The organism is Flavobacterium sp. N1736 (genome assembly GCF_025947065.1).
Classification (GTDB): Bacteria; Bacteroidota; Bacteroidia; order Flavobacteriales; family Flavobacteriaceae; genus Flavobacterium.
In genome coordinates this window covers 4659802-4676354 of the sequence record NZ_CP109994.1, presented here as the reverse complement: position 1 = coordinate 4676354, position 16553 = coordinate 4659802, and the positions used below count along the sequence as shown (strand labels likewise).

Here is a 16553-nt window from a genome sequence, read left to right as displayed (position 1 = left end):
ATAAGTTTATTGTTTTTTTGATGGAGGTGCCATCATGAAATCTTTTAAATAATAAGGTTCAAAATAAGCGACATCTACAGTGTCGCTTTTTTGATATTTATCAAAACTGATTTTACTCATTGCTGATGCAGAAGGATATTTGATGTCTTCTAAAAACACAAAATTATCCTTTGTTAAAACGGGTTTGCATTTTTCGGCACAATCGCCAACAAAATAAACAGTTTCGGTAAAATCTGCAAATGAATTTTCGTCAATAACTTCCGCCAGAATTTGTCTTTCGATTTCTATATTAGCATTAAAAACTTCGCTATATACTTCCATTCTTCTAGCATCCAGCATCGGAATTATTTTTCCTTCTGAAACTTTGGCCTGAGATGCTAAAGTCTGCAAAGTATCAACTGCTATTAACGGAATATTCAACGCAAAACATAATCCTTTTGCCGCCGAAACTCCAATTCGCAAACCTGTGTAAGATCCCGGACCCTGACTTACTGCAATTGCAACTAAATCCTGAACTGATATTTTGGCTTCGGCAATTATTTCTTCAATAAAAACATGCAGCTTTTCGGCATGTGAATAACCTTCTTCTGCAATTTCCTTACATAAAATTGTTTCTCCATTTTTTGCAATGGATACAGAGCAATTTTTAGTGGCAGTTTCGATATTGAGAATAAAAGACAATGTATTTATTTTTAAAAATTAATTATTTATTTCTTAGGTGCTTCGGCTTTTTTAAGCTTTACTTTATCACCGGAATTTAATTCTTTAGAAACGGTTGTATAAGGACCTGTAATAACGACATCACCAGGATTTAAACCTGACATTACTTCGATATTAGTATCATCCTGAATACCTGTTTTAATGATTTTGATTTTAGCTTTATCGCCTACTTTTACAAAAACACATTCAAATTTCTTATCGCTTTTTGGAGCCGCTTTTTTATCCTCGCTCGGATCTTCAACTTTAAAATCTTTTACTGCAGTTGTATCAGATTTTACCACAACAGAACTAATTGGCACTGCCAAAACATTCGATTTTGTTTTTGTAATAATATCAACTGTGGCTGTCATTCCCGGTCTAAAAGGAGAATATGTATTGGGTTGTCCTTCTAATAAATCCTGATAAGATTCTTTCAAAATTCTAACTTTTACTTTAAAATTCGTTACCTGATCTGATGTTAAAGTGGTACTTGCAGAGTTAGAAATACTGGTTACAACACCTCTGAATTTCTTTTTTAAATAAGCGTCAACTTCAACATTTGCTTCGTCTCCAATTTTAATTTTTACGATGTCATTTTCATTTACGTCAACTTCAACCTCCATATTATTTAGGTTGGCAACTCTTAAAAGTTCTGTTCCGGCCATTTGCTGTGTCCCTAAAACACGCTCGCCTAACTCAACATTTAATACTGAAATTGTTCCGTCTGCCGGAGCATAAATTGTAGTACGCCCAAGATTATCTCTTGCTTCTGTTACCGATGCCGAAGCGCTTTGAACATTATAATACGCATTTTGTTTCGTCGCTTTTGCAACTTCATAAGTAGATATCGCCTTGTCCCAATCTGATTTTGAGATTACACCTTTATCATACAATGTTTTATTACGTTCGTAACTTGCTTTTGCTTCTCTGTAACTCGCTTCAGATTGTGTCAAACCAGCCTTGGTTCCGGATAAATTGGCAACAGATCTGTCCAGTCCTGAAGTATATAAATCAGGATTTATTTTTACCAATAAATCTCCTTTTTTAACAACCTGACCTTCTTTTACATTTAATGCTATGATTTCGCCGGAAACCATTGATGAAAGTTTTACCTCAATTTCCGGTTGAATTTTACCTGTTGCCGAAACTGTTTCGACAATAGTTGAAGCTACGACTTTTGTGATCTCTACTTCTTTTCCTTCATCCTTATTTCCTATTACTCCTGATTTTGAAAGACCAATCAAAACTGCAATGATTACTAAAGCACCACCAACTAAGAAATAAACTGTTTTTTTTGACATAATAAATTATTTTGTAATAATTGGAACAATTGGAATTCCAAAGTAAAATTCAAGTATTTTTATTTTGAACATGTAATCGTATTTTGTTCTAATAACGTCTGACTGTGCATTTGTCAATAATGTTTGCGCCTGAGTAAAATCAAATGAATTCATCAAACCTACATCATATTTTTCTTTTGCATAATTATAGGCCTGCTGTCTTGCTTCCAATGTTACCGTTGACGATTCATAGGTGTTTAAAGCGCCTCTTGCATTTGTAAAAGCAGTATAAACGTTACGTTGCAAATCTAAACTTTTTTGTTCTAAATCTATTTTAGATTTCTCTAAACTTACTTTATTTCGCTCTACATTGTTTCTAACAGAGAAACCATTGAAAATTGGCACATCTAATTGAAAACCGAAATTATGTCCTTTATTATCGCTAAACTGTTGAAAAACCGGAGCCGGACCTACAGTATATGGGTTATTATTTTCGTCAAATTTAACCTGATCGCTATAACTTGCTCTGGTATTAAAACCATAAAAACCTCTAAGTGTTGGCTGATAAGCTCCTTTTGCAATCGCAACATTTTTCTCGGCAATTTCAAGATTGGTCTGCGCCAGCTTTAATTCTGTTCTTGTCTCTTTTGCTTTATTATAAATATCGACTGGGTTTTGCGCCATGATATTATTTTCATCTTTAGCATCTGTATCATCGATTACATCAAAATCTGCAAATTCTTTTAATTGTAAAAGCTGTGCTAAACTTAATTTTGAGATCAATAAATTATTTTCTGAAACAGAAATATTTTGTTTATCTGTTGCAATCGTCGCTTTTAGATCGTATAAATCGCCTCTTGGAATTGTTCCGGCGTTTACCATTTCTTCAGAACGTGCCAAACGTTTTTCATCAATCGTTAATTGTTCTTTCTTTACTTTTAATTCTTCTTTATAAGACAAAATTTGAAGAAAAGCATTCGCAACATTCAACGAAATATCTTCCTGCATTTTCAGCAATTGATATTGAGAAGCTATAATAGTAAGTTTCGCTCTTCTATAAGCATTCTGGTTTTGTAAACCTTTGTAAATATCAACTCCTGCGTTTAAACCTAAAGATGAATACTGAGTCGTCTGATTACGCAAAAGACCCGTTGTAAGATCCTGGTTCAAACCAATATTCCAGGAGTGCGAAGCGTTTCCGCTTACTGATGGAAGATAATTACCAAATGCATCTTTTTTATCAATTGCAGCATTTTGCACATCTAATTCTGATAATTTGATTGTGATATTACTATCCAGTGCATATCTGACACATTCTTCTAAAGTCCATTGTTTTGGTTGTGTTTGAGCCTGAGCAGATAAACCCAACCCAAATAACAAAACAATAATAAGACTGTTATATTTATTTATTTTCATATTTTCTAGATCAAAGCATAGCAAAGACACTACGCAAATTTAACATTTTTTAAAACCAAAAAACCTTTACAATTTCAAATTATTTTTTTTCTCCTTCACCTTCAGTAATTAAGCCCTGATTCCAGATTTTAATTTTATCCGAAGCTTTAAGTCCGCTTTTAACCTGAACATAAATTCCGTCACTAACTCCTAAAACTAAATCTCTTCTTTGAAATTTTTGAAGAGCAGTTTCAACTTCAACATAAGGTTTTTGTGTTTTTTTGTCAAATTGAACCAATGATTCTTTGATTGCTAAAACTTTATCTGCTTTTTCTAAAATAATAGAAGCATTTGCGCTTAAACCGGCTCTGATAAAAGTGGCATCTCTATTTTCTAAAGAAGCTTTTATTTCAAACTGAATTGCGCCATTTTCTACTACACCTTTTGGGGCTATATCCGTTAAAACAGCAATAAATTTTTTATTTTCAATAGCTCCGACAGTAATCTCAATTGGCATTTTTTCTTTTATTTTCCCTACTTCAGATTCATCTATTTTTCCAATAAAAATCATTCTTCCCACATCGGCAACGCTCGCAATTGTAGTTCCTTCATTAAAGTTATTACTTTCAATAACCTGATTTCCTACTTTTACGGGAACTGCTAAAACCATTCCGTTCACTGTTGAACGAATTAATGTATTTGCATACGTTCCTAATGAAGTTGTCGTTCCTGTTTTTACAATATCTAAACTTTGTCTGGCTGCCTGATAGTTTTGTTTGGCTTGCGTATAAGCTAATTGTGCGGCATCAAAATCGTTTGCAGAAATTACATCTTTATCAAACAGGGTTTTTTGTCTTTTATAGATTTTCTCCTGATTGTCTAAAGCAATTTTAGCGGTTTGCACCTGATTTTGAGTTGAGCTAACATTCGATACATTGGCAACAACTCTAATTTTGGCAATCATATCGCCGGCTTTGATTTTTTCACCTGCTTTAATATACACTTGTTCAATAATTCCCGAGATGTTTGGTTTGATTAGGACTTCTTCATCCGGCTGAATATTACCTGTCGCAATGGTACTCTTTACGATCGTTTTAATTTCTGCTTTCTCCGTTTTAAAGATAATTGGAGACTCTTGATTTTTAGCGTATAAGTAATATAATGCGCCAAAGAAAACTATAGCAATAAAAATTAAAATGGTTACAGTTACTCCTTTTTTCATTTTGTTTTTGGTTTAATTCGATTATTTTTTGATTGATATTTTTATTCTGTTCGTAAAGCATCTACCGGCTTTACATTAATTGCGGTTTGAGCCGGAATAAATCCTGCCAATAAACCAGATCCTACTAATATTAATAATGCAACAAATACAACTCCTAAATCAACACTTGGGTTGGCAAACATGGTATCGTTTCCGGCGGGCATCGAATCTAAAGCCATATTCAGCAATGCGATAATTCCCGTGGCAACTGCAATACCAAACATTCCTGAGATAATAGTTAAAAATATAGATTCTGATAAAATCTGTCCGCGAATAGCTGCCGGCGTTGCGCCCAGAGCTCTTCGAATTCCTATTTCTTTTGTACGTTCTTTAACTACAATAAGCATAATATTTGAAATACCGATAACTCCTGAAATCAGCACCAAAGTTCCTACAAAATAAGCAATGATATTCAAAATATTAAAAAGACTTTGCACTTTATTAAACTGTTCGTATAAATCAAAGTTTCCTACAGCTCTGTCATCTGCCGGATTTATGGAATGTAAGGCTCTAATTTGTTCTAAAATTTTCGGTTTCAAAGACGTAATTGATGTTTCGTCTCTTGCCGTTAATGCCATCCATCCTACTTTATCGCCATAATTAAATGCCTGCTGAAAAGTAGTAAACGGAATAAAAATATTTTTTTGTTCCTGTTCTGCATTTCCGCCTTGCTGTTTGGATTTATAAACCCCAACAACCATAAAGTTAATTCCGTTTACTTTAATGTACGTTCCAACTACTTCTTCTGCTTTTCCGTAAAGTTCAGAAATAACGCCTTTTCCAATAACCGCTATTTTTCTTCTTTCAAGAATATCCTGTTGGTTTATAAAACGTCCTTTAATAATATCCATTGGCTGTTGTTTAATCAGCTCCGGATAATCTCCATAAATTGTAAAAGAGGAAGTTTTTGTTCCGCGTACCACATTATTTGTTCCGTTAAAATCACCTAACTGATTTCTTGGCGAAACATATAATAAATCCGGAAAAGCTTGTTTTAAAGCCATTACGTCACTATTTCTAAAATCATAACGACGGGTTTTAGGCAATCCCTTATAAGCTTTTGATGTTGTCTGACTCCACATAAACATCGTGTTTGTCGCGATTCCGTCAAAGCCTTTTTTAATTCCGTTTTCTAATCCGTTTCCTGCTGCAAGTAATATTACCAAAATAAATATACCCCAAAATACCCCAAAAGCAGTTAGAACCGTTCTGAAAACGTTGGCTGTTAAAGCCTGTAAAATCTCATCCCAATTATCTTTATTAAACATAATTATTCGTCTCTAAGTGCTACAATAGGTTTTATTTTGGCTGCTCTGTAAGCTGGAAAAAATCCCGCAAGCGCGCCTGCAAATACAAGTAAAACAAGTGTCGTTAAAGCCACACTAAAATCGACCTGAGGATTTCTAAAATACTCGCTTTGTACCATTGGCCCAACAAATTCCAATAATAATAAACTAGCCAGCAAACCGGTAAATCCGGCAATAGTAGTTATAAAAATGGATTCGTGAAGTATCATCGAAATAATAGAAAATGGTGATGCGCCAAGTGCTTTTCTAATTCCAATTTCTTTTGTTCGTTCTTTTACAATAATCAGCATAATATTACTTACACCAACAACTCCGGCGATAATGGTACAAATACCTACCCACCAAAAGAACAACCTGATATAAAGATTTAAATCATAAAATTGTTTCGCATCCTTAACGGAGTTATACGCATTTATACCGCCATCATCATCAGGAGCTACAACATTTTTACTTTTTAGTAAGTTTTTTAAATCCTGTGTAAATTTTTCAGATTGTGCCAAAGCTTCATCATAATCGTTTGTTTTTTTCAGCGTAAAAAACAAATTACTTATTTTATCTCCAGCACCAAATGCTCTTTGTACTGTAGTTTTAGGCAAATAAGCCCTTGTTTCTTCTCTTTCTCCACCAGGATCTGTAAAAACGCCTACTACTTTAAAATTGATATTATTAATTGCAATTTCCTTTCCAAGCGCATCTTTATCTTTAAATAAATCCGTTTTGACTTTCATTCCAATAGTCGCTACTTTTTCATTATTGGCTAAATCCTTAGCATTTATAAATCGCCCCTGAACAATCGTCAAATTTTCAATTCCGCCATAATCAGGATCAACTCCTCTGTATTGATAACTTCCTGATTCTTTTCCATAAGAGAAAGACGCTCCCCAATAATTCTGTGTTGAAGCTCTTAAATCTAATTTATCCTCAAATTTCTGAACAGATTGTGAGTAATCACTATTTCTAAACTGAATTTGTCTTCCGGGATTTAACCCTTTATATTCCTTGGTTGTTGTACCGGACCAAACCTCTATAATTCCGGCAGCATCACGTTCGAATTGTTTTTCAATTCCGTTTTGAAGCCCTTTTCCTGCTCCCAGCAAAATCACCAGAATAAAAATTCCTGAAGCCACAGAAACTCCGGTAAGAAAAGTTCTCAACCGGTTTTTAGAGATTGCCTCAAATATTTCCTGCCAACGTTCTATATTAAACATAAGATGAAGCTCTAACTTGTTCTACCATTTTATCATCAATAATAAGTCCGTCTTTCAGGACCACATTTCTTTTGCACATTGCGGCAATATCAGGTTCGTGCGTAACGATTAAAATGGTTTTACCTTCATCGTTAATTCCCTGAATAAGTTCCATAACTTCATACGAAGTCTTCGTATCCAAAGCTCCCGTTGGCTCATCCGCCAATAAAACTTTTGGGTTCGATGCCAAAGCTCTTGCAATGGCAACACGTTGTTTTTGACCTCCGGAAAGCTCACTTGGTAAATGGTGCGAATGCGAACCTAAACCAACTTTTTCCAGATATTTCATTGCAATATCGTAACGCTCTTTTCTTTTTATTCCCTGATAATATAATGGCATTGCCACATTATCAAGAGCTGTTTTATAATTTATCAAATTGAAAGACTGAAAAACAAACCCTAAAAACTTATTTCGATACTTTGAAGCGATCGTTTCGTTCAGTTTTTTTATTGGTGTTTTATCTAAAATATAACTACCGGAATCGGCCTCATCCAGAATTCCTAAAATATTAAGAAGCGTTGATTTTCCAGATCCCGAAGATCCCATAATCGCAACCAACTCGCCCTCTTCGATATTAAAATTTATTCCTTTTAACACATGCAATTCAGAACTTCCCATTTTATAGGACTTATGCAAATCTTTGATTTCGATCATGATATTGTTAAATTTTAAGACAATAATAATATTTTTATTAAGTATTTTATGGTAATAAAAAGTTAATAATTTTGATATACTATCTCAATAAGACTCCATTTATTACTAAATGTTACACTTTTTCAGAATAATATAATTGTTTTCTTAATTTTGCTCCACTCAAAAAATCGTAATGATGAAGTTTTTTTCAACACTTTCTTTATTTATGGCACTTACAACACTTGTTAGCTGCTCAACATCACAAAAATTAGAAACATTAAAACCAGAACCAGACGATGCAAGTCCGTTGGTTTATGATGCAAATCCATCCTTTATTAATTTGCCTATTACAGTAAAACTTCATGACATCGAAAATCAGACCAACACTCTTTTAAACGGGTTAATTTTTGAAGATAATACTATCGAAGATGACGATATTGAAATGAAGATCTGGAAACAGGCACCAATCAAAATTCAAAATGATCCCGCAAATCCGGATAAAAAAATAAAAACCATTTTACCTTTAAAAGCGACTATCAAATATCGTATTGGTACTAAAAAATTGGGCATTGAACTTTATGATACGCGCGAATTTAACTTAAATGGGGTAATTACTTTATCAAGCGAGGTTGCTTTAACTAACTGGAAATTAAATACCAAAACAGAATTCAAATCTCTGGATTGGAATGAAAGCCCGACAATGACGGTTTTTGGTAAAAACATGCCGATTACTTATTTGGTAAATCCTGCCATTTCTATTTTTAAATCAAAAATTGAAAAAAGCATAGACGATGCCATCGAAAAGTCAATGGATTTTAAGCCGAATGTTTTATCTGCTTTAGAAAAAATATGTACGCCGTTTAAAATGAACGACACGTATGAAACCTGGCTTCGAATTGTTCCTGTTGAAGTTTATTCGACTAACGCAAAACTTAAAAATGATTTGTTTTTATTGGATATGGGAATGAAATGCAATATGGAAACCATTGTTGGCAAACAGCCTGAATCTAAATTCAATGCCAGTAAAATTGTTTTAAAACCTGTCGCTAAAATTCCGAATCAAATTTCGGCGAATATTGCTGCGATTTCAACGTATGCCGATGCATCCAAAATAATGACAAACAATTTTGCAGGTCAGGAATTTGGCTCAGGAAGCAAAAAAGTTACGGTAAAAAATGTAGCAATCTGGCATAAAAATGACAAAATGATTATTGCCCTTGATGTTCTAGGATCTGTAAACGGAACAATATATGTAACCGGTTTTCCGCAATATAATCCTCAAACCAAAGAAATTTATTTTGACAAATTAGATTATGTTTTAGATACTAAAAGCAAACTAATGAGAACTGCAAGCTGGTTAGCGCAGGGTTATATTTTAAAGAAAATGGAAGAAAGCTGTCGTTATTCAATTCAGCCCAATTTAGAAGAAGGCAAAAAAAGCATGGCGGCTTATCTTAAAAATTATTCGCCTTTACCGGGTGTTTTTGTAAATGGAAAAATGGAAGATATTCAGTTTGATAAAATTCAGTTAACAAATCAGGCAATTATCGCTTTTATAAAAATAAACGGAACTGTAAATGTATCTGTTGATGGATTGAAATAAAGTTTACAAAATATAGTATGTTAAAAGCGAGACTTAGGTCTCGCTTTTTTTATGCCTTTTTTCTAAATGTTAAAATATAATAGTAAATATATTTTACTAAGCCCAAGTGATTCTCAATTATTGCTATACATGTTAATTGTTTAGCTTTTATTGGGCTTAAATGTTATTTAACAGTATTTGTTTTACTTTATGAAAAATTTAAGACAATTTTGTAAGAAATGTAGTAAATATACGCCTTATGAAAAAATGTATCCTAATTCTTTTCTTTTTATTTTGCTTCAAAGCAAATGCACAACCCAAACTAACATTTAGTTACGATGCTGCTGGAAACCAAATCAGCCGAATTCTTTGCATTAACTGCGTCTCAAAAACAGTCAAAGAAGTAAAAGAAATTGAAGCCATTACCCAAGATGATTTATTACAGTTTTCAGAAAAAGATTTTATCTCCTATTATCCCAATCCGGTGCGCGAAGAGTTGTATTTGCAATGGCAGTTAGTCAATGATAATTATGTTACATCAATACACTTGTATTCTATGACAGGACAGGTTTTAAGAACGTATCAGCAAAACATTCAGGATAACAACCTTACGGTGCCTTTTCAGTCTTATCCAGCGGGAGTTTATATTGTTTTGATGTCGTGTAAAGACGGAGGAGAAAAATCGATTAAAATCATCAAACAATAAGCGCCATGAAGAATTTTTATATTACATTCCTGTTTTTCAGTTTATCGTTTTTTGTTTCAGCTCAGGATTTAGAAGGAACGCCTGTTGAAGGGGTAACCCTTATAAAGAGAAGTAATGAAATACTAAAAACTACAGCTAATAAGACTGATAGCGAAACGGCTAATTTATCAGCCGTAAGTACAATACCTGGGCCAACAGGGACATCAACGGAAGTAGGTGTAACTGAAGGGCAATTGTCAGTTTCACTTAACGGAGTTGCAGGTTATTCTATTCCTATTGCAGTACCTGCAGGAATTAATGGTGTAGTTCCCCAGGTAGCTTTAGTTTACAGTAGTCAGGCAGGAAATGGAATTGCAGGTTATGGCTGGAATATTTCAGGTGTCTCGGCTATAACTAGAATTCCAAGAACAAAATTTCATGATGGAAGCGTCGGAGGAATAAATCTTGATGCCAAGGATCGTTTTGCTCTCGATGGACAACGGTTGATTTTAAAAACTGGGGTAGCTTATGGCGCGGCGGGTTCGACTTATGAAACCGAGAACTTCTCGAATTTAAAAATTACTGCCGTTGGAGTATCACCACTAGGGGCTAACTATGGACCAGCCTCTTTCTTAGTAGAGTATCCTGATGGTTCTATTGCAGAGTATGGCGCTACTTTAGAATCACAATCCATTACAGCGTGGACTATAAATTATTGGCAAAATCCACAAGGAGTGCGAATCTCATATAATTATACTAAAGTAGAAAATAGCATTGTTGTAACTAGTATTAAATATGGAACTTTAGGAACTACAGCACCAATTAACGAAATTCAGTTTGTTTATGGCACACGTGCAAGGCAAGAACAATCCTATGTAGGAGGAAAAAGTATACTGAATAATAAGATATTAGAAAAAATTCAAGTAAAAAGCAATGGAATAGGTTTTAGAAATTATAACCTATCATACATTTCTAATTCTATAGGATACCAACGTTTAGAGAAAGTATTTGAATTAAGTGGGGATGTGACTAAAAGTTATAACCCAACGGTATTCACTTATGAAAACTCTCCCGAATCAATATCATATGTAGACATTACCACAAAATTAAGCGTAGGGAATATATCTTCTGAAAATGCAGCTACCGTTTCCGGAGATTTTGATGGTGATGAAAAAATGGAATTCTTGATCTATCCTACAACAGGTCCTGACACTAAGTCAAAGTATTGGCTGTATTCGGGTATAAATTCAGGCGGGGATAATATGGGTTTTGAACATAAAGTGGGAGCTTTTGAGACTATTTTTCCTGTTAGTTGGCTAACTTGGAATAATAAGCTCTACTCAAAACAAGGCTGGGCTGTGGCAAAAAAATCAGCTGCTAATTATACTTTTACTGTTTATAGTGCTGGAATATTGTCCCCTATTTATTACCAATACGAAAAGGTTGTAAATTTTCCAGCTATTTTTCCAAAAAAAATACTTTCGGGAGATTTTAATGGTGATGGTATAACCGATGTGATTGCTATTGATCAAGATCTTCAGTCACCTAGTTCCAAGAAAGTATATTTTGTAGATTTAAAAAGAGACAATACTACTAACTTTCTAACCTATTCTGGTGAATTGGCCTCTGTTATCACTTCCAATTCCAAAGTAGAAGTTGCTGATGTCAATGGAGATGGGAAATCTGACTTCATGATTTTTGAAAAAGGAAAAGTAACTGTTTATACCCTCAATGATAACAATCAACTGATTTTATTATTTGATTATACGGACACTCAAATTATTTCAATCTCAAATTTACCGTTGTTAGGGGATTATAATGGAGATGGGAAAACAGATTTTATGATTCCTTCAGATGGAATCAATAGGTCGATGGCATGGATTACTTACACATCAACAGGGACCGGTTTTTTAAAAAGCTATCCTTTTCCTGGAGCTTGGTATAATCCCAATACCGCTAATTATACTTATAATTATTTAGTTACCGATTATAACAAAGATGGAAAATCTGATTTAATTATTACTTCATCATCTAAGAACACAAGCACATTAATGGGGAGGATAGATATTGAGTGTTTTAATAACAAGGGCGGTTATTTTTCTTATCCTAGCACATCAACTTCTTCAAGCGTAAATAGTTTAGATATTAATCTAGGTACACTACCCATTTACCTATCCACTGGAAAAGGTATACCAAGTAATGGTAAGCCATACAATCCAACTTTGGAAATTGCATTTTTAAGTAATAATAAAATATTTTATTTTAATTCAAAGAAAGATAACACCCAAGATCAATTACTACGAACGATAACCACTGGAAACGGAGTTAGAGAATCAATTACCTATCAGTCATTATCTGATAATTCTTACAATGAGAGATATATGCCAATATACACTAGTGGATATACGGAGAATTATCCTAGAATAGATATAGAATCTGCAGCGACTGTAAGGGTAGTCACAAAATTAGAGAAACAAAGCGCTTCTGTTTATAAAAAACAATTGTTTGCGTATGCTGGAGCAACTTCCAATTTAGAAGGATTAGGCTTTATGGGGTTTCGTGCGTCGATGCGAACGAATTGGTTTGAGGATGATAGCAAGGCAATTAGTACCGTGTCTAAGTTTGATCCCGATTTGCGTGGCGCTATTGTGGAGAATTATACTTATTTAGGTATAGTTGGCCCTTCAATTGCACTAAACAATGCTGCTCCAAACATTCCAAGAGCAAGCCAAATTATAGTAGACAACACGAGAACAGCAACGGAAACTCTTTTGGCAACAAACAGTATTACGTTCAGTCCAGGTGCAATTATCAAACCTGAAGCAGGTAATGTTTTTATAGCCAAAATCACTTCGGATTATGACACTAATGGTTATGCAGAAACAAATACTAGTCCGTCTTATGGTTTGATAAGTAAATCCTTATCATTTTATGAAACTAGTCTTTCTCCATCTAAAGTTTTTAAACTACAAAATGTACGATCAAACAATTACGATATTTTAAATGATAGCAGTGATGAAACCAATACTGTATATGATAGCTTCAACAATCCTGTAGAGTCTATAACGAAAATTAGATCAGGAGTTAACCAACAAGTCACTATTAGCGCAATAGCTTATGAACCGGCTATAAACTCCCCTTATATGGTAGGCAGGCCTAAAAGCAAAACACAAACTGTAACGGCTTTTGGCGATAGCATGAATTCTAAGGAAACTTATCAATATGGCTCAGGATCAGAAAGTAATTTACTAAAAGTAATCCAAAAATGGGGCAACAATACAAATGCTATTACAGAAACCAATGGGTATGACACTTTTGGAAATATTATAGTAAAAACAATATCTGCACCTGGCGTGACAGATAGAAAAACAAGTTTCGTGTACTATCCAAACGGTATTTTATTAAAAGAAACTACTGGTATTGAAGGATTCAAAACGGCATTTGAGTATTATCCTAACGGTACACTCAAATCAGAAAGTAGACAAACAGAACTTGGTGTTTGGAGCAATGCCATGTTAACAGGTTATGAATATGATTCCTGGTTCAGGAAAACGGTAGTCACTGATTATTTGGGTAAACCCCATACGTATGCCTATATACGCCAAAGCGAGAAAGCTAAAATCACGCTCACTGGAAACAGTGATGATACTTATAGTGAAGAACTATATGATGAATTGGGGAGAAAAATACGTACTGGTATAAAAGATATACAAGGCACTATGTCCTACAAAGATTTTAAATACGATATTTACGATCGTAACTTTAGTGTTAGCGAACCCAATACAGGCAATCCATTATGGAGTACAACTTTGTATGATGTTTACGGCCGTCCCGAAAATATTACAGATTACAAAGGTAAAGTATTGACTATAACATATGATAAACGAACCACTACAATAACAGATGGCAGTACAGGTCAAATCAAAGTATCTGCCAAAAATGCCATGGGTAATGTACTTACCCTGCTGGAAAGCCCAATAGGAGGCACCATAAATTATAGTTATTTTGCCAACGGAAACATTAAGGAAACCAATTATAATGGCAATAAAATAAGTATAATACAAGATGGCTGGGGGCGCAAGATCAGCCTAACAGATCCTTCGGCCGGTACATATACGTATACCTATAACGAACTTGGCGAAAGCACAAAAGAAACAACTCCAAACGGCAGTACCACCTATAAACTGAATGATTGGGGTAAACTGGAAACCAAAACTATTGTAGGCACTAATACTAACAGTACTACCCAGTACACCTATACGCCAGACAGCAAATTACTTCTAAAAACAGTATATACTGATGGTGGAGATACAGGGAAAACAATTGTTACCGATTATACCTACGACTCTAAAAAACGACTGGAAACCACTACGGAGACAACAGGGTATGGTGCGGTTTTTACAAAAAAAATAGAATATGATACCTGGGGCAGAGTTGAAAAAGAAACCAAAACTGCATCTTTAAACGGAAAAACCAGTACCTCTGCTACGCAAAATGAGTACAAAAATGGTTTTGCATATAAAGTATATGAAATAAAAAACGGACAAAAGACCAAAACTCTTTGGGAAACAACCGAGGTAAATGCTCAAGGGCAGCTGACCAAAGCTACACTAGGCAATGGAATTGCTATCAATAATATATACGATAGTTATGGCTATGTAACCAATGCAAAGCACACTTTGGGCATGACCACTATTATGGAATTAGGCACCAATTTTGACACGCAGCGAGGCAACCTTAAATGGCGTAAAAACAGCCTTTTTGGAAATGTTACCGAAAATTTTGATTATGATAGTCAGGACCGACTTGTACTATACCCTAATGGGCAAGGTGTTCAGGAAAATCAGGTCTATGAAGACGATGGTCGTATTAAATCTAATACGTTAGGAACTTACAATTATGCCAATGCTGGTAAAAAATATCAAAATACCTCGATAACATTAACTTCGGAGGCTTTATCTGATTATCAAAACAAACCCTTACAAACGGTTAGCTATAACACTTTTAAGAGCCCTGTAGAAATAATAGAAGAAGGTAAAGACAAAATAAGCTTTGTTTATAATGCCAACAACAATCGCAGTGTTATGTTTTATGGCGGATTAGGGCTTAAAGAAACCCGAACTTACCGTAAACATTACAGTGCCGATGGCGCTATGGAGATCAAAGAAAATACCCAGACAGGAGCGATTGAGTTCGTAACTTATATAGGTGGTGACGGTTACTCAGCTCCGGTTGTGTATAAAAAATTATATAGTAACATAGGAGCTGCACAAGAACAAACTTTATATTTGCATAGAGATTATCAAGGCAGTATCTTGGCTATAACCAACGAGACGGGAGCTGTAGTAGAAAAAAGACAGTTTGATGCTTGGGGAGCAATTATAAAAGTACAAGATGGCGCAGGTAATATATTAAACGGTCTTACTATTCTTGATAGAGGTTATACAGGACATGAACACTTGCAAAGTGTAGGTCTTATACATATGAACGGGCGTTTGTATGATCCTAAACTCCACCGTTTCCTGCAGCCAGACAATTATGTACAAGATCCTGATAATACCCAAAACTACAATCGTTATGGGTATGTACTAAACAACCCTCTAAAATACACAGATCCTAGTGGAGAGTTTAAAATTAATTTGAATGACATAATTGCGGGAGTTGCAATAGCTGTTGGAGCAGTTTTGTCTGCAACCGGAGTTGGTACTGCAGTTGGGGCTGTATTAATTGGAGCGGGAGTGGCACATTTTGGTGCTACATATGCTGAGTATACTAAAACCGGAGACTGGAATGCCGCATCAAATAATGCTGGGATTAGTTTTGGCGCAACTGTAAAGACAGATTGGGGTTATTCCGATTCTAAAGATAAGCAGAATGGTATTGCTCAAAATGCGCCTGTTGTTAATCCTAAAACAATTGATGGTGAAAAAGAAGGCTTTGGTAAAGGCTTTGTTTCTGGTTTTAGCGGAGGTGTAAGTAATACGGTTGATTTTTTTAAGAGTCTTGGGACAGCTGAAGGTTGGTATTCATTAGGGGAGGGATTTGTTGATATCGCAAACATATCATGCTCGTATTGTCCACAAGGAGCTTACATGAGATCGCAAATAGTAGACGCATCGACAGATTACATTCAAAATGTACCTAATATGTCTGCTTATGAAATCGGATATGATTTAGGTTTTGGAATTGAAAAAGGACTTGAAATAGCAATAACAAGAAGAACGATGCCTCTTCCAAAAGCATTACTAGAAGGAGCTCGTGATGTTGGTAATGCAAGTAAATTTACCACAATTCAGTCCTTAAGTACTTATGGAAAGTGGGGAAGGTTAAGCGAGAGAAGTTTTACATGGCCAAATAGTATGTATACTATAGATAGAGCAACATATTATAACAGAAATTACATAATACCTGGAGGAAGAGTTATAGGCACTGGCCAATTACAACATTTGCAAAAAAAATAAAG

General features: G+C 34.7%; 10 protein-coding genes. 3 read left to right on the top strand and 7 right to left on the bottom strand.

The genetic code is table 11. The features are described 5' to 3' along the window. Nucleotides 1-6: 6 nt before the first annotated feature. The 7 genes from tsaB to OLM54_RS19760 all read right to left on the bottom strand — a co-directional run bounded on the left by tsaB (nt 7) and on the right by OLM54_RS19760 (nt 7844). A complete protein-coding gene (gene tsaB, locus OLM54_RS19790; protein WP_264536260.1) occupies nt 7-681 on the bottom strand; it encodes a tRNA (adenosine(37)-N6)-threonylcarbamoyltransferase complex dimerization subunit type 1 TsaB in 675 nt (224 codons plus the stop codon). A gap of 26 nt (nt 682-707) precedes the next feature. Beyond that, on the bottom strand, nt 708-2000 hold the full coding sequence (locus OLM54_RS19785) for an efflux RND transporter periplasmic adaptor subunit (RefSeq protein WP_264536259.1): 1293 nt from the start codon (nt 1998-2000) through the stop codon (nt 708-710). 6 nt (nt 2001-2006) lie between these two features. Beyond that, nucleotides 2007-3395, bottom strand: coding sequence for a TolC family protein (locus tag OLM54_RS19780; RefSeq protein ID WP_264536258.1), 1389 nt, complete (start codon nt 3393-3395; stop codon nt 2007-2009). Between the two features lie 79 nt (nt 3396-3474). Continuing rightward, a complete protein-coding gene (locus tag OLM54_RS19775; protein ID WP_264536257.1) occupies nt 3475-4596 on the bottom strand; it encodes an efflux RND transporter periplasmic adaptor subunit in 1122 nt (373 codons plus the stop codon). A gap of 41 nt (nt 4597-4637) precedes the next feature. Beyond that, the gene (locus OLM54_RS19770; RefSeq protein WP_264536256.1) at nt 4638-5903 is read right to left on the bottom strand and encodes an ABC transporter permease; all 1266 of its coding nucleotides are present in this window, start codon (nt 5901-5903) and stop codon (nt 4638-4640) included. Nucleotides 5904-5905: 2 nt separating this feature from the next. Beyond that, nucleotides 5906-7150: an ABC transporter permease gene (locus OLM54_RS19765; protein WP_264536255.1), complete on the bottom strand. Its 1245-nt coding sequence runs from the start codon at nt 7148-7150 to the stop codon at nt 5906-5908. Continuing rightward, the gene (locus tag OLM54_RS19760) at nt 7143-7844 is read right to left on the bottom strand and encodes an ABC transporter ATP-binding protein (protein WP_264536254.1); all 702 of its coding nucleotides are present in this window, start codon (nt 7842-7844) and stop codon (nt 7143-7145) included. Before OLM54_RS19760 ends, OLM54_RS19765 begins: the two co-directional genes overlap by 8 nt. Nucleotides 7845-8019: 175 nt before the next feature. Between OLM54_RS19760 and OLM54_RS19755 the strand changes: the two genes are divergently transcribed. From OLM54_RS19755 to OLM54_RS19745, 3 genes are all read left to right on the top strand, one after another. Next, nucleotides 8020-9426 (top strand): DUF4403 family protein, encoded by a 1407-nt coding sequence (locus OLM54_RS19755; protein WP_264538587.1) that lies wholly within the window; start codon nt 8020-8022, stop codon nt 9424-9426. 238 nt (nt 9427-9664) lie between these two features. After that, the gene (locus OLM54_RS19750) at nt 9665-10111 is read left to right on the top strand and encodes a T9SS type A sorting domain-containing protein (protein WP_264536253.1); all 447 of its coding nucleotides are present in this window, start codon (nt 9665-9667) and stop codon (nt 10109-10111) included. 5 nt (nt 10112-10116) lie between these two features. Then, the gene (locus OLM54_RS19745) at nt 10117-16551 is read left to right on the top strand and encodes an RHS repeat-associated core domain-containing protein (protein WP_264536252.1); all 6435 of its coding nucleotides are present in this window, start codon (nt 10117-10119) and stop codon (nt 16549-16551) included. The last annotated feature ends 2 nt before the right edge of the window (nt 16552-16553 follow it).